This is a genomic window from Streptomyces sp. NPDC048496, from assembly GCF_043200055.1.
Taxonomy (GTDB): domain Bacteria; phylum Actinomycetota; class Actinomycetes; order Streptomycetales; family Streptomycetaceae; genus Streptomyces.
Genome location: NZ_JBICXB010000008.1, coordinates 166,479 through 188,812, shown reverse-complemented (window position 1 = coordinate 188,812; position 22,334 = coordinate 166,479). Strand labels below are relative to the sequence as shown.

Here is a 22,334-nt window from a genome sequence, read left to right as displayed (position 1 = left end):
GGAAAGTTTCACCGTGACTGTCACTGACCTGGTGCCGTACGAGGACGCCCTCGCGACGTACGACCCCGTCATGGGCCTTGAGGTCCATGTCGAGCTCGGCACCAAGACCAAGATGTTCTGCGGCTGCTCCACCGAGCTCGGCGCCGAGCCGAACTCGCAGACATGCCCGACCTGCCTCGGCATGCCCGGCTCGCTCCCGGTCGTCAACGCGATCGGCGTCGAGTCCGCCATCAAGATCGGCCTCGCGCTCAACTGCGAGATCGCCGAGTGGTGCCGCTTCGCCCGGAAGAACTACTTCTATCCGGACATGCCGAAGAACTTCCAGACCTCGCAGTACGACGAGCCGATCGCCTTCGACGGCTATCTGGACGTCCAGCTGGAGGACGGCGAGATCTTCCGGGTGCAGATCGAGCGCGCCCACATGGAGGAGGACACCGGCAAGTCGCTGCACGTCGGCGGCGCCACCGGCCGTATCCAGGGCGCGTCCCACTCGCTGCTCGACTACAACCGCGCGGGCATTCCGCTCATCGAGATCGTCACGAAGCCGATCGAGGGAGCGGGGGCGCGCGCACCCGAGGTCGCCAAGGCGTACGTCGCCGAGCTGCGCGAGCTCATCAAGGCGCTCGGCGTGTCCGAGGCCCGCATGGAGCAGGGCCAGATGCGCTGCGACGTGAACCTGTCGCTGCGTCCCAACGGCACCGAGACGTTCGGTACGCGCTCCGAGACGAAGAACGTGAACTCGCTGCGTTCCGTCGAGCGTGCCGCCCGTTACGAGATCCAGCGCCACGCCGCGGTGCTGAACTCCGGCGCCGAGGTCGTGCAGGAGACCCGGCACTTCCACGAGGAGGACGGCTCCACCACGGCCGGCCGCATCAAGGACAACGCCGAGGACTACCGCTACTTCCCGGAGCCGGACCTGGTGCCCGTCGCTCCGGCCCGCGACTGGGTCGAGGAGCTGCGCAAGGGACTTCCCGAGCTGCCGCGCGTACGCCGCAACCGGCTGCGCGAGGAGTGGGGCGTCTCCGAGTTCGACATGCAGTCGATCCTCAACGCGGGCGCGGTCGACCTGATCGTCGCCACGACCGAGGCGGGCGCCCCGTCGGACCAGGCCCGCAAGTGGTGGATGGGAGAGCTGGCCCGTCACTCCAACGAGACCGGCACCGCCCTGGACGAGCTGGCGATCACCCCGGCGCAGGTCGCCCGGGTGACCGAGCTCGTCGCCTCCGGCGACCTCAACGACAAGCTGGCGCGCCAGGTCATCGAGGGTGTCCTCGCGGGCGAGGGCGACCCGGACACCGTCGTCGAGAAGCGCGGCCTGAAGGTCGTCTCGGACGAGGGTGCGCTGGGCACGGCCGTCGACGAGGCCATTGCCGCCAACGCGGCCATCGCGGACAAGATCCGCGGCGGCAAGGTCGCGGCGGCGGGCGCGCTCGTCGGCGCGGTCATGAAGGCCACCCGCGGCCAGGCGGACGCGGCCCGGGTGCGAGAGCTGATCCTGGAGAAGCTCGGCGTCGAAGGCTGAGCCCTTCCTGCCGCTGCGCGCGGATGAAGGGGCGGTGCACCCGTTGACCGGGTGCACCGCCCCTTCCTGTTCTTCCCGCGCCCGGAGAAGGTCAGCTGAACACCGTCACCGCCGAAATCGTCTCCGCCGCGCTGCTCCTCGCACTGCTCTCGCGGGCCGACGTTCGCCGTCGTACGCTCCGTAGGGCTGCCCGAGGCGACCGTTGCCGTACCCGCGGCCCCGCTGGTCATCGGCGCCGTGCCGTTCGCCGACACCCGGGCTCGGACCGGGGGCCTGCGGGTGGGATTTTCGGGGCGACTTCTTGGACGTTCACCGCCGGGCCGTGCTGCGGCCTTTCCGCAGCCACCTGCCTTCATTAGCTTCCCCGCTGTACGACCGGACTCGGGAGGCTCAACTTGACCACGGACATTTCACGGCGCCGGCTCCTCGCACTGGGGGGCGGCGCGCTCGGCGTCGCGGCGGCCGGTTCGCTGCTGCCGCCGTCGCTGCAGGCCGCGATGGCCGCACAGCCTTCGCCCGCGGCGGGGCCCGGCGGCGGGCTCGGGGACATCAGGCACGTGGTGATCCTGATGCAGGAGAATCGTTCCTTCGATCACTACTTCGGGGCCCTGCGCGGCGTACGCGGGTTCGGCGACCGCAATGCGATCGAGCTGCCCTCCGGAAAGCCGGTCTTCGAGCAGCCGGGCGCGGCAGGCACCTCCGTGCTGCCCTTCCCGGTCCGGGACGCCGCTGCGACGCAGAAGAAGGACCTCCAGTACATCGGCGCCCTCGACCACTCCTGGAGCGGCGGCGGCAAGGCATGGGCCGGCGGCTGGATGAACGGCTGGGTGACCGCGAAGACGGCCGCCACCATGGCGTACTACGACCGCCGCGACATCCCGCTGCACTACGAACTGGCCGACACCTTCACCGTCTGCGACGCCTACCACTCGTCCATACACACCTCCACCAGCCCCAACCGCAACCACCTGTGGAGCGGGAAGACGGGCTTCGAGGCGAACGGCAAGCGGGCGGTCGGCAACGACGCGTACAACGAGGGCACCCATCCGGGGTACGGCTGGTCCACGTACGCGGAACGGCTGGAGGAGGCCGGGCACAGCTGGAAGACGTACACCGAGTGGGAGAACTTCACCGACAACCAGATCGAGTTCTTCGCCACCTTCAAGGCGATCGCCCGCAAGGCGCTGGCGAAGACCGGCGGCCACACCTACATGGAGTCCTTCTACGCGGCCGTCCGCGACACGGACGACGCGGCCGAGCGGGCCAGGCTGCTCGGTCTGCTGGAGGACGGTGTCGCCACGCTGACGGACACGGAACGCAGCCTGTTCGAGCGGGCGCTGCGCCGGGTCGAGACCGGCACGCTGGCCGACGCGTTCGCCGCGGACGTGGCGGCGGGCACGCTGCCCGAGGTCTCCTACCTGGTGCCGTCGGCGGTCGACTCGGAGCACCCGAGCGTCTCCTCCCCGATCCACAGCGCGACGATCGTCTACAAGGTCCTGGACGCGCTGGGCAAGCACCCCGATGTGTGGCGGCACACCGCCGTCATCATCAACTACGACGAGAACGACGGCTTCTTCGACCACGTCCCGCCACCCGTGGCACCGCCCGAGGTGACCGAGGAACAGTGGGACTCCAAGCCCACCGGCCTCGGCGTACGGGTGCCGCTGCTCGTCGTGTCGCCGTGGACCGTGGGCGGCTACGTCTGCTCCGAGGTCTTCGACCACACCTCGGTGATCCGCTTCCTGGAGCGGTGGACGGGTGTGAAGGAGCCGAACATCAGTGGCTGGCGGCGCACCGTCACCGGCGACCTGACCTCTGCGTTCGACTTCACGCGCGGGCAGCGCAGGCCCGAGATCGAGCAGCCCGGCTCCATTCCGCCGTTCAGCGGACGCTGGCAGCCGAAGCCGCCGGCCGTCCAGCAGATGCCCGTACAGGAGCCCGGTGTCCGGCCCGCCCGTCCGCTGCCGTACCAGCCGGACGCCCAGTCGACCGTGGCGAACGGGGCGGTGCGGGTGGCCCTCAGCAACACGGGCCGTTCGTCGGCGCACTTCGCGCTGTACCCGTACGCGGGCGAGTTTCCCGTACCGCAGCATCGGGATGTACGGGGCACGGCGCAATGGACGGTCCCCGTTACCGGTGACGCGTATCGGTTCACGGTGACCGGGCCGAACGGCTTCCGGCGCGAGTTCGCAGGACCTGCCGCCGGCGGACCCGAGGTCGCCACCTGGATCGATGCCCACGAGCGCGATCTGCACGTCACCCTGCGCAACACGGGGCAGCGGACGCTCACCTTCACCGTCCGGCCGCTGGGGTACGTCGACGAGGCGGACCTGCGCGACTGGACCCGGACCATCAAGGTCAAGCCCGGCCGGAGCCGTACGGTCGTCCACTCGGCCGCCGACGCGCACGGCTGGTACGACCTGTCCGTCACCGTCGACGGGGACGACGTGTTCCGCCGCCGGCTGATGGGGCACATCGAGAATGGCCGGGCGAGCGTCTCCGGCTGACCGCCGGACACCGCCGCGGATACGCGGAACCGCGGCGCGCGCGACGGACGTATTCGAACTGCAGGCGGAGGAGGAAGCGGAGGAGGAGCTGCGGTAGGAATCCATGGAGGCGGGGACGAGGCGTCGGAGGGCGGCGCGCGGTCAGCAACCGGCAGTGCGTGTAGGGGAAATATCAGTCCCTGTGAGCATCGACACGAAACAGGCAAAGGATCACTGAGTGCTGCCAGAGTGACGATCCTCAGGTCATGTGTTCTTTGCGGGCCGTTCATCAGATCTCCCGAAAAAGATCCACGAACCACCAGGGAGCACGTCCGTTGGCTGCCATCGCCCGCTGGTGCATCAGGCACCGTCTCCTCGCCGTCCTCATCTGGCTGCTCGCCCTCGGCGGCGCGGCCACCGCGGCGGGGTTCGCGGGGTCCGCCTACTCCACCAACTACGACGTGCCCGGCACCGAGTCCGGGCAGGCGAACGACCTGCTCAAGAGCGGATTCACGGACCTCGGCGGCGACACCGACACCGTCGTCTGGCACACCACCGACTCCACCGTCCGGGCCGCCGACGTCCAGCAGACGATGACCCGGACCCTTCACACGATCGAGCAACTGCCAGGCGTCGGCGGCGTCACCGGGCCCTACGGGGCCTCCGGCGCGGGGCAGATCAGCGCGGACGGACACACCGCCTACGCCACGATCACCTTCGACCATCAGGCCGACGACATCCCGCTGCAGCAGGCCCGGTCCGTCGTCGACACCGCGAAGGCGGCCGCCGGCGACGGACTCCAGGTGGAGCTGGGCGGCTCCGCCGTCGCCCTCACCGAGGCACCGTCCGCCCATCTCAGCGAGGCCATCGGAGTGCTCGTCGCCGCGGTCGTCCTCTTCCTCGCCTTCGGTTCGCTTGCCGCCAGCCTGCTGCCCATCGCCACCGCCCTCGTCTCCGTCGGAACGGCGTACGCGGGCATCGTGCTGCTCGGGCACCTGATGACCGTCGCCGACTTCGCCCCCATGCTCGGCATGCTGATAGGGCTCGGCGTCGGCATCGACTACGCGCTGTTCATCGTCACCCGGCACCGCACAGGACTGCGGCGCGGCATGACGGTCGCCGAGGCGGCGCAGAACGCCGTCGCGACGACCGGGCGCGCGGTCGTCTTCGCCGGGGCCACCGTCTGCATCGCCCTGCTCGGCATGCTCGTCCTGCGGCTCGGTTTCCTCAACGGCGTAGCGATCGCCGCGTCGCTCACCGTGGTGCTGACCGTGGCCGCCTCGGTGACCCTGCTGCCCGCGCTGCTCTCCTTCATCGGGATGCGGGCGCTGAACCGGCGCGAGCGCAAGCAGCTCGCCGAGCACGGACCGCAGCCTGAGCTGCCCACCGGTTTCGCCGCGCGCTGGTCGGCGTTTGTCGAACGCCACCCCAAACTGCTCGGCGCGGTCGCCGCCGTGGTGATGCTCGTCCTCGCACTGCCCACGTTCGCGCTCCATCTCGGCAGCTCCGACCAGGGCAACAACGCCGCGTCGTCCACCACCCGGCAGGCGTACGACCTGCTGGCCGATGGATTCGGGCCCGGCGTCAACGGCCCGCTGACCATCGCCGCGCAGCTCGACGGGGCCGACGACCGGCTCGCGATGGACGGTCTGCCCGCCACGCTCCGGGCCACCGACGGTGTCGCCTCGGTCAGCCCCGTCACGTACAACAACAGCGGCGACGTGGCCTTCGTCACCGTCGTCCCGGCCTCGTCGCCGCAGTCGCGGGAGACCAGCGCGCTCGTCGACCGGCTGCGCACGGACGTCCTGCCGCACACCGAGGAGAACACCTCACTGCACGCGTACGTGGGCGGTGTGACGGCCGGCTACGACGACTTCGCCCACGTCGTCATCGGCAAACTCCCGCTCTTCGTCGGCGCGGTCGTCGGGCTCGGCTGCCTGCTCTTGCTGCTGGCGTTCCGGTCGATCGCAATCCCGCTGAAGGCGGCCGTGATGAACGTGGCCGCCGTCGCTTCCTCCTTCGGCGTCGTCGTCGCGATCTTCCAGTGGGGATGGGGGAGCGAACGGCTGGGGCTGGGCAGCGCCGGGCCCATCGAACCCTTCCTCCCGGTCATCATGGTCTCCGTGCTCTTCGGCCTTTCCATGGACTACCAGGTGTTCCTCGTCGGCCGGATGTACGAGGAGTGGCTGGAGACCGGCGACAACCGGCGCGCGGTCCGGGTCGGCCTCGCCGAGACCAGCCGGGTGATCAACTCCGCCGCGGTGATCATGATCTCCGTCTTCCTCGCCTTCGTCCTCAGCGGAGACCGGGTCATCGCGATGTTCGGCATCGCACTCGCCGCCGCGGTCGCCCTGGACGCCTTCGTCCTGCGCACCCTGCTGGTTCCCGCCTTGATGCACGTGCTGGGCGGCGCCAACTGGTGGCTGCCGCGCCGACTGGACCGATGGCTGCCGCGCATCAGCATCGAGCCACCCGACTGCCGGGCCCCGCATGCGAAAATTCTTTCGGCGCGCAGCAGCGAGGACGACGAACCGGCCGCGCAGCGCGTCCACTGACATGACAGTTGGAGGAGCACGATGTTCGCGGTATCCCTGGGTGACGACGGCGCGGAACTGCGCCCGCTGGAAGTCTGGCAGGCGGAGGAGTTCCTCGCGCACATCGACCGGGCCCGCGAGCTCGTCGACCCGTGGATCCCCTTCGCGGCCTTCGCCACCGATCTCGAATCGGCGCGCGCCCTGCTGCAGCGGTACGCCGACAAGCAGGCGGCCGACACGGGCCGGCTGTACGGCATCTGGCTGGACGGCACGCTCGTCGGCGGCGTCCTCTTCCGGATCTTCGACACCGAGTCCGGGAACTGTGAGGTCGGCTGCTGGCTGGAGTCCGCGGGAGAGGGGCGCGGTCTGGTGACCCGGGCGGTGCGCAAGCTGATCGACTGGGCGGTCGAGGAGCGCGGGATGCACCGCGTGGAGTGGGTGGCCTCCTCCGCCAACACCCGCAGTGTCGCGGTCGCGAAGCGGCTCGGCATGACGCGCGACGGGGTGCTCCGCGAGAGCTACCCGTACCGGGGGACACGGCACGACTCGGAGATCTGGTCCGTGCTGGCACCCGAGTGGCGCGCCCAGCGGGGCTGAGACGGGACCGCTGCCCGGCGCGGGTCCGCTCCGGGCCGGGCAGCACCGGATCGGCCGCCGACGTTAAGAGGGTTCTCATCCGGGCCGCCTAGCGTGCGGCGCATGAACCCCACGACGTCCAAGACCACCGAAGCCCCTGCCACCGAGGCGCCCGAAGCCACGGACCCGACATCCACGACGCTTGTGAAGGGCGCGTCGGACGCTTCCGATGCGTCCGACGAGGCGGAGGGCGAGGCCGAGGGCGGGCGGGCGCAGGGCGACGGCGACGGTCCCGGGCCCTGCAGCAGCGCCGATACCGACTCCGATCCGGACCTCGACTTCGATCCGAAGGACGACGACTTCGACCGGGCGCCGTCCGGGCTCGGCGCGGCCGCCGCGGCCGTCGTCGCCGCCGGCCTCGGCGTCGTCGGTCTCACCGGGGCATGGTCGGGCCGGGTCGCCGCCGAGCGGGAGACCCTGCTGGGCCAGATGAAGACCGCCTCCGGTGGCTCCGTGGCCCAGCAGATCTCCGAGATCTACGGCGACGCCTGGCACTCCACCGCCCTCGTCAACGGCCTCTTCGCGCTCCTCGCCCTGCTGGTCGGCGTCTTCGCCCTGGTCCGCCCGGCCTTCGGCGCACCCGCCAGGGACCCGCAGCCGGGCTGGGTCCGCGCCGTGGCGACCGCCGGAATCGCACTCGGTGTCCTCGGCGTACTGATCTCCGTCGGCATGTACTTCGACCTCATCGTCGCCCTGCCGACCGCGAGCGCCACCGGCTGAGACAGGCGATCGGGCCGCGGCTGGGGCGGGTGATCGGGTCGCCGCCAGGGATGGCCGATCGGGCAGTACGCACCAACCGGCGGTGCCCTAAGGCATCCGCCCGGGGGGCCTTGGTCCGGATGCGGCACCTGCCGTCTGCGACTAAGGCCCCCCGCCCCGCAGAGACGCGGAAGTCGCCCGATGCGGCGACGCCCCCTGGAAGACGAAAGTAGAGGCACGGCAGAGAACGAGCCCGGCAGAACCGGGACCGTCGCACCAACTGCCCCTCCATCAGGCCCCACCGGGCCGTCGACATCCAGGAGAACCACATGTACGCGTACGACTTCCACAAGATCAGGGAAGCCGAACTCCTGCACCGGGCCGAGCACGAGCGCATCCTCCGGCAGGTCCGCCGGGACCGCCGCGCCGCTCGCCGGTCCGGACACAAGGAGGACGAGGGGGCGGTGAGTTCGCTACGGAACAGGTTCGTCCACGCCGCGTAACGGGCGTGAGATGAGCACCGGATTCCCTCCCGCCGCCACGGTGTCGCACCCATGTGCAATGCTCGGCGACGTGGAGACCAGGTCTGTCAGTCCCGTGTTCGTCGGTCGCGCAGGCGAACTCACCTCGCTCACCGATGCGCTCGCCCGCGCCACCGGCGGACGCCCCGAAAGCGCCGGGGAGCCGCAGGCGCTGCTCATCGGTGGCGAGGCCGGCGTCGGCAAGACGCGGCTGGTCGAGGAATTCCTGATCGCGGCCGGCCGCCGCGAGGCAGTCGTCGCCGTCGGCGGCTGCGTGGAGATCGGCGCCGACGGGCTGCCGTACGCCCCGTTCTCCACGGCCCTGCGCGCACTTCGCCGCACCCTGCCCGACGAGATGGCCGCAGCCTGCGCCGGGCAGGAAGGCGAACTGGCCCGGCTCCTTCCCGAACTCGGCGAGGCCGACCGGGACGCCACCGACGAGCACGGCACCGCCCGGCTCTTCGAGCTCACTGCCCGGCTGCTGGAACGCATCTCCGCGGACCGGCCCGTCGTTTTCGTCCTGGAGGACCTGCACTGGGCCGACGCCTCCACCCGTCACCTCCTCGCCTATCTCTTCCGCACGCTGCGCAGCGGCCGCCTCGTCGTCATCGGTACCTACCGGGCCGACGACATCCACCGCCGCCACCCCCTGCGCCCCCTCCTCGCCGAACTGGACCGCCTCCGCACCGTCCGCCGGATCGAACTCGCCCGGTTCAACCACGCCGAGGTCCGTCGTCAGCTCACCGGCATTCTCGCGGCCACCCCCGAGCCCGCCCTCGTGGACGAGATCTTCGAACGCTCCGACGGCAACGCCTTCTTCGTCGAAGAGCTCGCCTGCAGCCTGGAATGCGGCGACAGCGCCGGACTCTCCGACTCGCTCCGCGACCTCCTCCTCGTCCGCGTCGAAGCGCTCTCCGAGGATGCCCAGAAGATCGCCCGGGTCATCGCCGAGGGCGGCTCCACCGTCGAGTACGAACTGCTGGCCGCGGTCTGCGGGCTGGCCGAGGACGAACTCATCGAGGCGCTGCGCGGAGCCGTCGGCGCCAACCTGCTTCTCACCACCGGGGAGGGCAACGGCTACCGCTTCCGGCACTCGCTGGTCCGCGAAGCCGTCAGCGACGACCTGCTGCCCGGCGAACGCTCCCGCCTCAACCGCCGCTACGCCGAGGCGCTGGAGGCCGACCCCACGCTCGTCCGCACGGGCGAACGCGCGACGCGTCTGGCCAGCTACTGGTACGGCGCCCACGATCCGGCCAAGGCCCTCCCCGCTGTACTGAAGGCCTCCGTCGAGGCCCGCCGCCGCTACGCCTTCACCGAGCAACTCCGGCTGCTGGAACGCGCGATGGAACTGTGGGACGACGTCCCCGACGAGATACGCCGCACCCTGCGCCCCATCGACTACGCAGAGGCCTACCCGGCCTGTGGCTGCGACCCCGAAACCACCCCGCTCCGCTATCTCGACCTGATGGCCGAAGCCACCGTTGCCGCCCGCTTCGGCGGCGAACGCGAACGCGCCCTCGCCATCTCCAAGAAGGCCATGCGGGTCCTGGACGACGACCCCGACCCGCTCCGGGCCGCCTGGTTCTGGGTGCAGCGCTCCCGGCTGATGCAGGACCTCACCCGGGGCGACGGCTGGCAGGAACTGGCCATCGCCCAGGACCTGGTTCGTGGCCTGCCCCCGTCCGCCGTCCACGCCGATGTCCTCATGAGCGTGGCCGGATGGGGTGCCATGCACCGCCCCGGCGAGGAGACGCTCGCCGCAGTCGACCGGGCCGTGGAGTACGCGCAGCTCGTCGGCGACGAGTACATCGAACTTCACGCCCGGCTCACGCGCGGCTGGCTCACTGCCGATGCGGGCGGTATCGACGACGGCATCGCCGAGATGTACGCCGTTCGCGACCGGGCCGATGAACTCCACCTCGTGGGCATCATGGGCCGCGCCAGCATCAACCTCCCCTCGGCGCTCGAAGCCATGGGCCGCTCCCTGGAAGCGGTCGCCGCCGCGGACCACGGCATCGAGGTCTGCCACAGCCACGGTGTCGCCGACATGGAGGCGTGGGTCCGCGCCAACCAGGCGACGTCGTACTTCTCCCTCGGCCACTGGGACGAGAGCCGGGCGACCACGGATGCGGCGGACCGCACCGCACAGTCCCGCAAGGCGCAGGGCGTCGTGGCCGCGCGCCGCACCGAACTGGCCCTCGCCCGCGGCGACTTCACCGAGGCCGAGGTCCAGCTCGCGCTGACTCAGCGGCACTTCGGTTCACGCGACCCGCAGCCCCAGCACCTCATCGATCCCGCGCGTCATGCCATGACCCTCGCCGTGCAGCAGGGGCGACTCCTGGAGGCGCGGGCCATCTTCGAGGCGCAGGCGGAGCAGGGCTTCCCGCCCGGCACCCAGCGGTACGCGCTGCCGCTCCTCCATACCGCCGCCGCGGCGGAGGCGGACGCCCGCGGGCTGCCCGCCACGGAGCCCGGCCGGCCTGCGGTCCTCGCTCTCATCCGCAGGCACCTGGGGCAGCTGCCCATGTTCGTCCAGGTCTGGGCCGCGTACGGTCTGCTGATCAACGCTGAGCTGGCCCGGGCGGAGGGCGCCGACACCCCCGACCACTGGTCCCGCGCGGCCGCCGCCTTCGCCCCGCTCTCCCGCCCGTACGAACAGGCCCAGGTCCACCACCGCTGGGCGGAGGCCATCCTCGTCGCCTCCGGTGACCGTGCCACGGCGGCCGGTCTCCTGCGCGACGCCCACAGCATCGCCGAACGGCTCGGTGCGCGCCCGCTGACCGAGACCGTCGAGCTGCTGGCCGGCCGCGCGCGCATCCCGCTCGCCCCCTCGCCCGACGAGATTCCGATCGCCGTCACCGTCCCGTCCGAGGCGGGCTCCACAGGCGGGGCCGCGGAACGGGAGCACCCCGAGGACCGACTCCAGGACGCGGCCCTCGCTGCAGTGAAGTCGTTCGGGCTGACGAGGCGCGAGCAGGACGTGCACCGGCTTGTCGCTGCGGGGCATACGAACCGGCGGATTGCCGAGGAGCTGTACATCTCGCCCAAGACCGCGAGCGTGCATGTCTCGAACATCCTTGCCAAGCTCGGCGTCTCCAGCCGCGGCGAGGCTGCGGCCCTGGCGCACCGCCTCCGCCTGTACCGGGGCAACGGGGCGTCTTAGCTTGACTATTAACCCCACCAAGACATGATCTTGGTGGGGTTAATAGTCAAGCTTAGAGGCCGCGCACATAGGTGGGGCGGCGTCGCGTGCCGATGGGCGGGGCCGGTGCGGGGAGCGGGTACCCGGGCCGTCCGGTGAACGTTCCGTCCTCAACCGCCGGACGGGCCTGAGCGGCTTGAGGGGGCCTCGGTGTCTTCTGGGCCCGGAAGCGAGGTCGACGGGGATGACGGGGTGCCCTCAGGACCGGGGACGCGCACCGTCACCTTCCCCGAGCTCAGGTCCACCGGGCCGCGGGTGGGGTCGCCCGTGCCCAGATCCACCCGGGTCAGCTCCAGCCGCTTCTGTTCTTCCGCGGCGTGCTTGCGGCCCGGGGCGAAGAGTTCCTCGAAGAAGTTGAACACCGGCTCGCACCCTTTCACCTTCTGTCGCTTGTCGCCGCTACCGCACCTGAAGCACCAGGATTCTGTCGTCTCCCGGTTTCGGGGTGCCGCGGGTGTCCGTGTTGCTCGTGACCAGCCAGAGTCTGTCACCGCCCGCTGCGAGCACCGTGCGCAGACGGCCGTACTTCCCTTGCAGGAACGGCTGCGGGGCCGCCAGAGGTTCCCTGCCCGGGCTGCCGGACAGCGGAATCCTCCAGAGCCGCTCACCGCGCAGGCCCGCCATCCAGATCGAGCCCTGGGCGAAGGCGATCCCGCTCGGGGATGCCTCGGACGGTCTCCACTGGGCCACGGGGTCGACAAAACCCGCCTTGCCCACCTTGCCCTCGTACTTCGGCCAGCCGTAATTCCCGCCGGGCACGATCAGATTCAGCTCGTCCCAGGTGTCCTGCCCGAATTCGGACGCCCACAGCCGTTTCTGCCCGTCCCAGGCCAGACCCTGCACATTGCGGTGCCCGTACGAATACATCAGCGAGCCGGGCACGGGGTTGCCCGGTGCCGGTCTGCCGTCCGGGGTCATCCGCAGGATCTTGCCAGCCAGGGACTTCTTGTCCTGTGAGAGCCCCCTGGTCTGCCCTGTCTCGCCCGTGCCCGCGTACAGCATGCCGTCCGGCCCGAAGGCGATCCGGCCGCCGTTGTGGATGTAGCCCTTCGGGATGCCCCGCAGGATCGTGTGCGGTGCACCGAGCTGCCGGCCGGGAGTCCTGCCGGTCGCGTCGTACCGCATGCGGGCGATGCGGTTGTCGGACGTGGTCGTGAAGTACGCGTAGAGCAGGTGGTCCGTGTCGAACGCCGGGGAGACCGCGATCCCCAGCAACCCGCCCTCGCCAGCGGGCGACACGCCGGGCACGGTGCCCAACAGCGTCTGCTTCCCCGTGCTGCCGTTGATCCGGGTGATCGTTCTCCCGTCGCGCGAGGACACCAGCAGATCGCCGCCAGGCAGCTCCGCCAGCCCCCATGGAGACGCGAGCCCCTCCGTCAGCGTCGACACCACCTTCACCGAGCCCTTCGCCGACGGTGGAGAGGAGGACGGCGAGGAGAACGGCGAGGAGGACACCGTGGCGGGTGCGCCCGTGGGGCGGACCTGCGTGTTTCCCGAGTCGTCGTTCGACGAGCAGCCCGCGGACAGCAGCAGCGAACCCGCAGCCAGCGCGGCCACCGCCGCGCGGCGCGCGCCCGGGAGGACGCGCGGGTGTCCCGCAGGGGTTCTCGGCGATCCGAATACAGCAATGCGCACAGCACCGGTCCCTTCGACGGCTGCCTGACTACTGTTCCTACACCGCAGCCCGGCCCCGGGTTCCGCAAGCCCACGAACTTTCTCGGCGGGTGCAGGACCCGTGCACCCCCGCTCTCAGTCCCACGACCCCCGCGCCCGCGGCAACCGCGCGATCTCGGCCAGATCCTGCGCCGTCAGCTCCAGCCCGGCCGCCCCCGCGTTCTCCACCGCCCACTGCTCCCGCTTCGTGCCCGGCACCGGCACCACATGCGGGCCCTGCCGCAGCACCCAGGCGAGCGCCACCTGGGCCGGAGACGCCCCGTGCCGCTCGGCGATCCGGCGCAGTCCCACCACCAGCGGCTGGTTCGCCGCCATCATCTCGGCGGTGAACCGCGGATGCCTGGCCCGAAGATCGTCCGGCTCGAAGCCCTGGCCCGGCGTCAGCGTGCCCGTCAGATAGCCGTTCCCCAGCGGCATCGCAGCCAGCAGACCCACACCCCGCGCCTCGCACCACGGCAGCAGCGCGTCCAGCGCCTCCGGCGACCACACCGAGAGTTCCGCCTGGACCGCGCTCACCGGAAAGACCTGCTGCACCCGCTCCAGCTGCCGGATCGTTCCGTCATGCATCCGCGCCCCCGGCCGACGCGAGGCCCGTGCCCCGACCGCACTCAGCCCGAGCGCCCGCACCTTCCCCGCGGTGACCAGCTCCGCCATCGCCCCCCAGGTCTCCTCCACCGGCACCTCGGGGTCGGCCCGGTGCAGGTGGTACAGATCGATCACATCGGTCTGCAGCCGACGCAGCGACGCGTCACAGGCTCGGCGCACATAGCCGGGACGGCCATTGGCCACGATGTGCTGATCGCCCACCAGCAGCCCGCACTTGGTGGAGACGAACGCCTCGCCCCGGCGCCCCTTCAGCGCCCTGCCGATCATGAGCTCATTGGTGAAGGGGCCGTACATGTCGGCCGTGTCGAGCAGATCGACACCCGCGTCGAGCGCGGCGTGCACCGCTCGCAACGCACGGTCACCACGCTGCTGCGACGCGCTGTACGCCCAGCTCATAGGCATGCAGCCGAGTCCGACCGCACCCACGGCGAGCGCCGCCGCCCCGAGACTCCTGCGCTCCAACTCCCCGAACCCTCCTTGGTACCCCGCCCGGCGAGGCACTCGGCCCCGCCGTCAGGGGACCGCACCGCACCCAAAAGTAACCTCTGCCGCCCGCCGGGCTTCGCATAGCCTCCTGACCATGACTTCTACGAAGACTCCCGACGTATGGCTGCCGATTCCCGCGGACGAGATCGAAGGGCTCCCCAAGGGTCTCAACTACCGGTTCTGGGACGGTGCGCAGGACTTCCCCGCCGATCCCGCGGACTGCGCCTTCTACGTTGTTCCCTACATGAAGGGCCTGGAGATCGCGGTCCGCCCGCTCGCCGGGATGGGGGCCGTGCAGGTCGTGCAGACGCTCTCCGCGGGCATAGATCATGTCCAGCCGGGGCTCGGCCAGTTGCCCGCCGGGGTGCTGCTGTGCAACGCCAAGGGCGTCCACGAGGCCTCGACGGCGGAGCTCACCCTCGCCCTGATCCTCGCCTCGCTGCGCGGCTTCCCCGGATTCGTCCACGGACAGGACAAGGAGGAGTGGCGTTCCGGTTTCTACCCGGCGCTCGCGGACAAGTCCGTACTGATCGTGGGGTACGGATCGATCGGCGCCGCCATCGAGGACCGGCTCGTGCCCTTCGAGTGTGCGCGGGTGGCCCGCGTCGCGCGCTCCGCACGGACAACTGCGCGCGGCCCCGTACACCCGCTCGACGACCTCCCCGCACTGCTGCCCGAGGCCGACATCGTCGTCCTGTCCACTCCGCTGAACGCCTCTACACAAGGGCTGGTGGGCGCCGCCTTCCTGGCCGCGATGGCGAACGGCGCGCTGCTCGTGAACGTCGCGCGCGGCGGCGTCGTGGACACCAAGGCCCTGCTGTCCGAACTCGAGTCCGGCCGGCTGCGCGCCGCCCTCGATGTCACCGACCCCGAACCGCTGCCCGCCGGCCATCCCCTCTGGCATGCTCCGAATGTCCTGATCACGCCGCATGTGGGAGGCAGCACCTCGGCATTCCTGCCGCGTGCCAAGCGCCTGCTGGCCGGCCAGCTCACCCGGTTCGCAGCGGGGGAGCCCTTGCAGAACGTCGTACTCACCACCGGCTGACCACGCTGCGGATCCGTTCCGCAGCACACCGTGTCGACAACCCCCCGGATCGTCACGGAGAGTAGAGGGGCTATGTCACTGTGTGACGAGTCTGGTGTATCGTCCCGGATGGGGGGCAGCGTTGTGGAAGGGGCGGCACCGGGGTGGCAGCGGAACGCGAGGGGGGCGACGGGCGATGTATGGCCGATGGACGAACGATCCGACGCGACAGGACGGTCGACGGCGACCGCCGGGCCGGCCGCCCCGCCGGGCCCGCGCCCATCCGATGACATCGGGGGTGCCCCGGTGAGCGCCCCGGCAAGCGCACTCGGGGCGCTCCTCTCCCGGCAGCCGGCCGCCGGCGGGGCCTCCGGGCTGGTCTCGCAGCTCCTCCTCGGCCTGGTCTGCGGTGGTTACGCCGTGGGGGCGGCCCTTGGCTGGGGCTCGCCCGAACTGGCACTCGTCATGGGTGACTTCGGCCTCAGCGGTGCCGCCCTGATCGCGGCTGTCTCCTGCTTCCTCTACGCGCGCGCCGCGGAGAACCGATTCCGGCCCGCCTGGCTGCTGTTCTCGCTCTCCTCGCTGATGGCCGCCGGGGGCAACGCCGTCTGGGGGTGGTACGAGGTCGTGCTCGGGCTCCCGGTGCCCACACCGTCCCTCGCCGACGTCTTCTACCTGTGCTTCGCCCCGCCCGCGATCGTCGGACTGCTCGTCCTCGCCAAACGCCCCGCCACCCGGGCCGGCTGGGTCTGTCTCGTACTGGACTCCTGGCTGATCGGCGGATCGCTCCTGACCCTGTCCTGGAGCCTCGCCCTCGCCCACACCGCGCACCTCGCGGACGCTGGGGGGACGAGCGTGGCCCGCGTGGCGCTCTCGCTCGCCTATCCGCTGCTCGACATCGTGCTGGTCTCCATGGTCCTCGCCCTGCATTTCCGGCGGTCCAACGTCAACCGCTCCGCGGTGAACACCGCCATCGCCGCGCTTGCCCTGACCGTCCTGTCGGACGCGCTGTTCACCTCGCCGCTGCTCCGTCAGACCTACCGCTCCGGCCAGTTGCTGGACGCCGGCTGGTTCGCCGGGTCGCTGCTCCTCGCGTACGCCCCCTGGGGTGCGAACCGGGCATCGGACAACGCTGTCCAGCAGCGCCCCGCCGCGCGTACCACCAGCCGCCCGATCGCCGGTTCGCTGGCCGCCCTGACGCCGTATCTCGCCGCGGCCGTCTGCACCCTCGGCATCCTCTACAACGTCATCGAGGGCCACAGGGTGGACCGCGTCGTGGTGTTCACCGGGTGCACGGTGGTGCTCGCCCTGGTCGTCCGGCAGGGCATCATGCTCGTCGACAACATCGCCCTCACCCAGGAGCTGGCGCAGAAGGAGAACCACTTCCGCTCCCTGGTCCAGGGCTCCAGCGATGTCATCATGATCGCCGCACCCACCGGCATACTCCGGTACGTCAGCCCCGCCGCCTCCGGGGTGTACGGGCGCGAGGCCGACGACCTGATCGGTGCCGAGCTCGCCTCGATCATCCACCCCGAGGACCTGGGGCGCGTGGTCCACGAGGTGCGGCGGTTCCTGGCCGCCCCGCCCAGCGAGGAACCCACCACCCGGATCGAGTGCCGGTTCAGGTCCGGCACCGGTGACTGGCTCAATGTCGAGTCCACCGTCAACCGTCACCAGGGCGGCCTGATCCTCAACAGCCGGGACGTGACCGAACGGGTCCGGCTCCAGGCCCGGCTGCAGCACAACGCCGAGCATGACCCGCTCACCGACCTGCCCAACCGCGCCCTGTTCACCGACCGGGTCCGGCAGGCCCTCGGGGGCCGCCGCTCCGGAGACCCGGGCACCGCGGTGCTCTTCATCGACCTCGACGGCTTCAAGGCGGTCAACGACCGGCTGGGCCATCAGGCGGGCGACGAACTGCTCATCCAGGCCGCCCGCCGCCTCCAGGAGTCCGTACGGGTGGGGGACACCGCCGCCCGCCTCGGCGGCGACGAGTTCGCGGTGCTGATCCTCGGCGACGGCACCCGTGACCAGTCGGCGCGTGAGTACCAGGTCCACGAGATCGCCGACCGGCTGCGCCTCACGCTCTCCCAGCCCTACCGGATCGGCGGCGGCGACGTCCGCGTCGCCGCCTCCATCGGCGTCGCCTTCGCCGAGCCCGCCATCACCCCGACCGACCTCATGCGCAACGCCGATCTCGCCATGTACCGGGCCAAGGCGGGCGGCAAGGACCGCGTCGAGCTGTATGCCCCGCAGATGCAGGCCGACGTGGTACGCCGCTCGGAACTCGCGGCCCGGCTCCGCACCGCCCTGCGGGACGGTGAGTTCGCCCTGCTCCACCAGCCCGTGATCCATCTCGCCACCGGCAATGTCGCCGCCGTCGCCGCACAGGCCCGCTGGCGCTCCGCCCAGGGAATCCTGTTCACCCCCGCCGAGTTCCTCCGTGTTGCCGAGGACAGCGACCGCACCGCCGAGCTCGGCCGCTGGCTCCTCGAAGAGGCCGTCGCGCAGGCCGCGGACCGGGCCAGGGCCGGGCACCACGTCTCCGTGGCCGTCCGGCTCTCCGCCCGCAGACTGCTGGACAAGTCGATGTCGTTCGGTTCCGTCGAGGCCCTCCTCACCCGCTACAGCCTGCCGTCAGGGGCGCTGATGATCGAGGTCTCCGACAGCGACCCCCGGGTCTCCTTCGACGAGCTCGAACAGCGCCTCGTCGCGCTGCGCCGGCTCGGTGTACGGATCGCGCTCGACGGCTTCGGCAGCGGTTACGCCGCGATCAACGCGCTGCGCCGGCTCCCCATCGACGTACTGAAACTGGACCGCGGTCTCGTCGAGGGCGTCGTGGAATCGGCCCGGCTGCACAAGATCACCAACGGGCTGCTGAGGATCGCCTGCGATCTCGGCCTGCAGTCCGTCGCCGACGGTGTCGACGTACCGGAGCAGGTCCTCGCGCTGCGTGCCATGGGCTGTACGCATGGGCAGGGAATGGCCTTCTCGGGGCCGCTGGACGAGTACCGGCTGCGCCGCGCACTGGCCCGCGGCGAGTTCCCGGTGCCCGGTGGTCCGGTCGCACAGCCCGTCCTGGCAGGCGGCTCGATCCCACTCCTCAGCGGCCCACATGGTGAGACGCCCATCCCACCAACTTGACACGTCGGGAGCGTCGGAGAGAGGGTCAATGCCATGCGCACCCGAATTCTCGTACTTGGAAAGCGCGTCGGCTGAAGCAGAGTCCCTCGATGGCACTCTGCAGACCACACCGACGCGCTCCCCTCGCTTGCCTCACGGCACGAGGGGTTTTTTGTTGCACCGGCACACCCCAAAACCCCGCAAAAACCCTCAGCTTCGAGAAGAGAATGCCGATGACCGAGCAGGCCACCGGGGCCCACCATCCGCAGCCGCGGGCCCGTAGCGGCGGATCGTCCCCCGCCACCGTTGAGCACGTCACGGGTGCGCAGTCCCTCATCCGGTCTCTTGAGGAGGTGGGGGCCGACACGGTATTCGGCATTCCCGGCGGCGCCATCCTTCCGGCGTACGACCCGATGATGGACTCCACCCGGGTCCGTCATGTGCTGGTCCGCCACGAGCAGGGTGCGGGCCACGCCGCCACCGGCTACGCGCAGGCCACGGGCAAGGTCGGTGTCTGCATGGCCACCTCGGGTCCCGGCGCCACCAACCTGGTCACCCCGATCGCCGACGCGCACATGGACTCCGTCCCGCTGGTCGCGATCACCGGCCAGGTCGCCTCGAAGGCCATCGGTACGGACGCCTTCCAGGAGGCCGACATCTGCGGCATCACGATGCCGGTCACCAAGCACAACTTCCTGGTCACCCGCGCCGAGGACATCCCGCACACGATCGCCGAGGCCTTCCACATCGCCTCCACCGGCCGTCCGGGCCCCGTCCTCGTCGACATCGCCAAGGACGCCCTGCAGGCACAGACCACGTTCAGCTGGCCGCCGACCCAGGACCTGCCCGGCTACCGCCCGGTCACCAAGCCGCACGCCAAGCAGATCCGCGAGGCTGCCCGGCTCATCACCCAGGCCAAGCGTCCCGTGCTGTACGTCGGCGGCGGCGTCATGAAGGCCGGCGCCACCGCCGAACTGAAGGTGCTCGCCGAGCTCACCGGAGCGCCCGTCACCACCACCCTGATGGCGCTCGGTTCGTTCCCCGACAGCCACCCGCTGCACGTGGGAATGCCGGGCATGCACGGTTCGGTCACCGCCGTCACCGCGCTGCAGAAGGCCGACCTGATCGTCGCCCTCGGAGCCCGTTTCGACGACCGCGTCACCGGCAAGCTGGACAGCTTCGCCCCGTACGCCAAGATCGTCCACGCCGACATCGACCCGGCGGAGATCGGCAAGAACCGCGCCGCCGACGTGCCGATCGTCGGGGACGCCCGCGAGGTCATCGCCGACCTCGTCCAGGCGGTCCAGGCCGAGCACACCGACGGTCACGTCGGCGACTACTCCGCCTGGTGGAAGGACCTCAACCGCTGGCGCGAGACCTATCCCGTCGGCTACGACCTGCCGGAGGACGGCAGCCTCTCGCCGCAGCAGGTCATCCAGCGCATCGGCGAGCTGGCCCCCGAGGACACGATCTTCGCGGCGGGCGTCGGCCAGCACCAGATGTGGGCCTCGCACTTCATCCGGTACGAGAAGCCCGCCACCTGGCTGAACTCCGGCGGCGCCGGAACGATGGGCTACGCGGTCCCGGCCGCGATGGGCGCGAAGGCCGGCATGCCGGACCGTACGGTCTGGGCGATCGACGGCGACGGCTGCTTCCAGATGACCAACCAGGAACTGACCACCTGCGCGCTCAACAACATCCCGATCAAGGTCGCGATCATCAACAACGGCGCGCTCGGGATGGTCCGCCAGTGGCAGACCCTGTTTTACAACCAGCGGTACTCCAACACCGTGCTGCACTCCGGCGCCGACACCGAGGGCACCCCGGCGAAGGGCACCCGGGTCCCGGACTTCGTCAAGCTGTCCGAGGCCATGGGCTGCTACGCGATCCGCTGCGAGGACCCGGCCGACCTGGACAAGGTCATCGCCGAGGCCAACTCCATCAACGACCGCCCCGTCGTGATCGACTTCATCGTCCACGAGGACGCGATGGTCTGGCCGATGGTCGCCGCCGGCACCTCCAACGACGAGGTCATGGCCGCCCGCGGTGTCCGCCCCGACTTCGGCGACAACGAAGACGACTGAGAGACAGAGAGAGACCGACTCCATGTCCAGCAAGCACACGCTCTCCGTCCTGGTCGAGAACAAGCCCGGTGTCCTCGCCCGGATCACGGCCCTGTTCTCCCGCCGCGGCTTCAATATCGACTCGCTCGCGGTCGGTACCACCGAGCATCCCGACATCTCCCGCATCACCATCGTCGTGAGTGTCGAGGACCTGCCTCTCGAGCAGGTGACCAAGCAGCTCAACAAGCTGGTCAACGTACTGAAGATCGTCGAACTCGAGCCCTCCGCTGCGATCCAGCGTGAGCTCGTCCTGGTGAAGGTCCGCGCCGACAACGAGACCCGCTCCCAGATCGTCGAGATCGTTCAGCTGTTCCGCGCCAAGACCGTGGACGTCTCTCCGGAGGCCGTCACGATCGAGGCGACCGGCGGCGCCGACAAGCTGGAGGCCATGCTCAAGATGCTGGAGCAGTACGGCATCAAGGAGCTCGTCCAGTCCGGCACCATCGCCATAGGGCGCGGCGCGCGCTCGATCACCGACCGTTCCCTGCGCGCACTCGACCGTACGGCCTAGCCGCCACCCCCCTCGCCGCTCGCATGGCGAGACCCGAAAACGTTTCTGACGCACCCCGCCGTACGGTGGGACGCAACACCTGCACACCAAGGAGAAGACCCAGTGGCCGAGCTGTTCTACGACGACGATGCCGACCTGTCCATCATCCAGGGCCGCAAGGTCGCGGTCATCGGCTACGGCAGCCAGGGCCACGCCCACGCGCTGTCGCTGCGTGACTCGGGTGTCGACGTCCGTGTGGGTCTGCACGAGGGCTCCAAGTCCAAGGCCAAGGCCGAGGAGCAGGGCCTGCGCGTGGTGACCCCGTCTCAGGCCGCCGCCGAGGCCGACGTCATCATGATCCTCGTCCCGGACCCGATCCAGGCCCAGGTCTACGAGGAGTCCATCAAGGACAACCTCAAGGACGGCGACGCGCTGTTCTTCGGCCACGGTCTGAACATCCGGTTCGACTTCATCAAGCCGCCGGCCAACGTCGACGTCTGCATGGTCGCCCCGAAGGGACCGGGCCACCTGGTCCGCCGTCAGTACGAGGAGGGCCGCGGTGTTCCGTGCATCGTGGCCGTCGAGCAGGACGCCTCGGGCAACGGCCTGGCGCTCGCCCTCTCGTACGCGAAGGGCATCGGCGGTACCCGCGCCGGCGTCATCAAGACGACCTTCACCGAGGAGACCGAGACCGACCTGTTCGGTGAGCAGGCCGTCCTCTGCGGTGGCACCGCCGCTCTGGTCAAGGCCGGTTTCGAGACCCTGACCGAGGCCGGCTACCAGCCGGAGATCGCGTACTTCGAGTGCCTCCACGAGCTGAAGCTCATCGTCGACCTCATGTATGAGGGCGGCCTGGAGAAGATGCGCTGGTCCATCTCGGAGACCGCCGAGTGGGGCGACTACGTCACCGGCCCGCGCATCATCACGGACGCCACCAAGGCCGAGATGAAGAAGGTCCTCGCCGAGATCCAGGACGGCACCTTCGCCAAGAACTGGATGGCCGAGTACCACAACGGTCTGCCCAAGTACAACGAGTACAAGAAGGCCGACAGCGACCACCTGCTGGAGACCACCGGCCGTGAGCTGCGCAAGCTCATGAGCTGGGTCAACGACGAGGACGCGTAAGTCCTTCGCCGCGGGGCGGGTCTTCGGACCCGCCCCGCGGCGTATCCATCGCAACACCGCTGGAAGAGGCGGCGTCGTACGTG

General features: G+C 70.3%; 15 protein-coding genes. 12 read left to right on the top strand and 3 right to left on the bottom strand.

Features of this window, described 5'->3' with window-relative positions:
• Positions 1–13: 13 nt before the first annotated feature.
• The 7 genes from gatB (at position 14) to ACGFSA_RS11920 (ending at position 11,561) form a co-directional block, all read left to right on the top strand.
• Entirely contained in the window at positions 14–1,522 is a 1,509-nt protein-coding gene (gene gatB, locus ACGFSA_RS11950; RefSeq protein ID WP_393303109.1) for an Asp-tRNA(Asn)/Glu-tRNA(Gln) amidotransferase subunit GatB, read from the top strand.
• Positions 1,523–1,917: 395 nt separating this feature from the next.
• Positions 1,918–4,029: a phosphocholine-specific phospholipase C gene (locus tag ACGFSA_RS11945; protein ID WP_393303107.1), complete on the top strand. Its 2,112-nt coding sequence runs from the start codon at positions 1,918–1,920 to the stop codon at positions 4,027–4,029.
• Positions 4,030–4,343: 314 nt separating this feature from the next.
• The gene (locus ACGFSA_RS11940) at positions 4,344–6,563 is read left to right on the top strand and encodes an MMPL family transporter (protein WP_393303105.1); all 2,220 of its coding nucleotides are present in this window, start codon (positions 4,344–4,346) and stop codon (positions 6,561–6,563) included.
• Positions 6,564–6,584: 21 nt separating this feature from the next.
• Positions 6,585–7,139: a GNAT family protein gene (locus tag ACGFSA_RS11935; protein ID WP_366136806.1), complete on the top strand. Its 555-nt coding sequence runs from the start codon at positions 6,585–6,587 to the stop codon at positions 7,137–7,139.
• Positions 7,140–7,241: 102 nt separating this feature from the next.
• Positions 7,242–7,898 carry a hypothetical protein gene (locus tag ACGFSA_RS11930; RefSeq protein ID WP_393303103.1) on the top strand — a complete coding sequence of 219 codons (657 nt, stop codon included), beginning with the start codon at positions 7,242–7,244 and terminating at the stop codon, positions 7,896–7,898.
• Between the two features lie 308 nt (positions 7,899–8,206).
• On the top strand, positions 8,207–8,380 hold the full coding sequence (locus ACGFSA_RS11925) for a hypothetical protein (RefSeq protein WP_393303099.1): 174 nt from the start codon (positions 8,207–8,209) through the stop codon (positions 8,378–8,380).
• A gap of 58 nt (positions 8,381–8,438) precedes the next feature.
• Positions 8,439–11,561: an AAA family ATPase gene (locus tag ACGFSA_RS11920; RefSeq protein WP_393303097.1), complete on the top strand. Its 3,123-nt coding sequence runs from the start codon at positions 8,439–8,441 to the stop codon at positions 11,559–11,561.
• Between the two features lie 149 nt (positions 11,562–11,710).
• On the opposite strand, the gene ACGFSA_RS11915 is transcribed toward ACGFSA_RS11920, so the two are convergent.
• The 3 genes from ACGFSA_RS11915 to ACGFSA_RS11905 all read right to left on the bottom strand — a co-directional run bounded on the left by ACGFSA_RS11915 (position 11,711) and on the right by ACGFSA_RS11905 (position 14,306).
• Entirely contained in the window at positions 11,711–11,962 is a 252-nt protein-coding gene (locus ACGFSA_RS11915; protein WP_393303095.1) for a DUF6191 domain-containing protein, read from the bottom strand.
• Between the two features lie 37 nt (positions 11,963–11,999).
• Positions 12,000–13,235 (bottom strand): PQQ-dependent sugar dehydrogenase, encoded by a 1,236-nt coding sequence (locus ACGFSA_RS11910; protein ID WP_393303093.1) that lies wholly within the window; start codon positions 13,233–13,235, stop codon positions 12,000–12,002.
• A gap of 114 nt (positions 13,236–13,349) precedes the next feature.
• Positions 13,350–14,306, bottom strand: a complete 957-nt coding sequence (locus ACGFSA_RS11905) for an aldo/keto reductase (RefSeq protein WP_393303185.1) — start codon at positions 14,304–14,306, stop codon at positions 13,350–13,352.
• A 154-nt stretch (positions 14,307–14,460) separates the two neighbouring features.
• Here ACGFSA_RS11905 and ACGFSA_RS11900 point away from each other — a divergent pair, with 154 nt between their 5' ends.
• From ACGFSA_RS11900 to ilvC, 5 genes are all read left to right on the top strand, one after another.
• Positions 14,461–15,411 carry a 2-hydroxyacid dehydrogenase gene (locus ACGFSA_RS11900; RefSeq protein ID WP_393303091.1) on the top strand — a complete coding sequence of 317 codons (951 nt, stop codon included), beginning with the start codon at positions 14,461–14,463 and terminating at the stop codon, positions 15,409–15,411.
• A gap of 285 nt (positions 15,412–15,696) precedes the next feature.
• Positions 15,697–18,534, top strand: a complete 2,838-nt coding sequence (locus ACGFSA_RS11895) for a putative bifunctional diguanylate cyclase/phosphodiesterase (RefSeq protein WP_393303089.1) — start codon at positions 15,697–15,699, stop codon at positions 18,532–18,534.
• Between the two features lie 206 nt (positions 18,535–18,740).
• Positions 18,741–20,597: an acetolactate synthase large subunit gene (locus ACGFSA_RS11890; protein ID WP_393303087.1), complete on the top strand. Its 1,857-nt coding sequence runs from the start codon at positions 18,741–18,743 to the stop codon at positions 20,595–20,597.
• A 22-nt stretch (positions 20,598–20,619) separates the two neighbouring features.
• Positions 20,620–21,147, top strand: a complete 528-nt coding sequence (ilvN, locus tag ACGFSA_RS11885) for an acetolactate synthase small subunit (protein WP_037690027.1) — start codon at positions 20,620–20,622, stop codon at positions 21,145–21,147.
• A 102-nt stretch (positions 21,148–21,249) separates the two neighbouring features.
• Positions 21,250–22,251 (top strand): ketol-acid reductoisomerase, encoded by a 1,002-nt coding sequence (gene ilvC / locus ACGFSA_RS11880; RefSeq protein ID WP_393303084.1) that lies wholly within the window; start codon positions 21,250–21,252, stop codon positions 22,249–22,251.
• The last annotated feature ends 83 nt before the right edge of the window (positions 22,252–22,334 follow it).

Excerpts from the sequence above, each read along its gene's own strand:
- ACGFSA_RS11935 (WP_366136806.1), top strand. The coding sequence starts at position 6,585 with ATGTTCGCGGTATCCCTGGGTGACGACGGCGCGGAACTGCGCCCGCTG.
- ACGFSA_RS11930 (WP_393303103.1), top strand. The coding sequence starts at position 7,242 with ATGAACCCCACGACGTCCAAGACCACCGAAGCCCCTGCCACCGAGGCG.
- ACGFSA_RS11925 (WP_393303099.1), top strand. The coding sequence starts at position 8,207 with ATGTACGCGTACGACTTCCACAAGATCAGGGAAGCCGAACTCCTGCAC.
- ACGFSA_RS11920 (WP_393303097.1), top strand. The coding sequence starts at position 8,439 with ATGCTCGGCGACGTGGAGACCAGGTCTGTCAGTCCCGTGTTCGTCGGT.
- ACGFSA_RS11900 (WP_393303091.1), top strand. The coding sequence starts at position 14,461 with ATGACTTCTACGAAGACTCCCGACGTATGGCTGCCGATTCCCGCGGAC.
- ACGFSA_RS11890 (WP_393303087.1), top strand. The coding sequence starts at position 18,741 with ATGCCGATGACCGAGCAGGCCACCGGGGCCCACCATCCGCAGCCGCGG.
- ilvN (WP_037690027.1), top strand. The coding sequence starts at position 20,620 with ATGTCCAGCAAGCACACGCTCTCCGTCCTGGTCGAGAACAAGCCCGGT.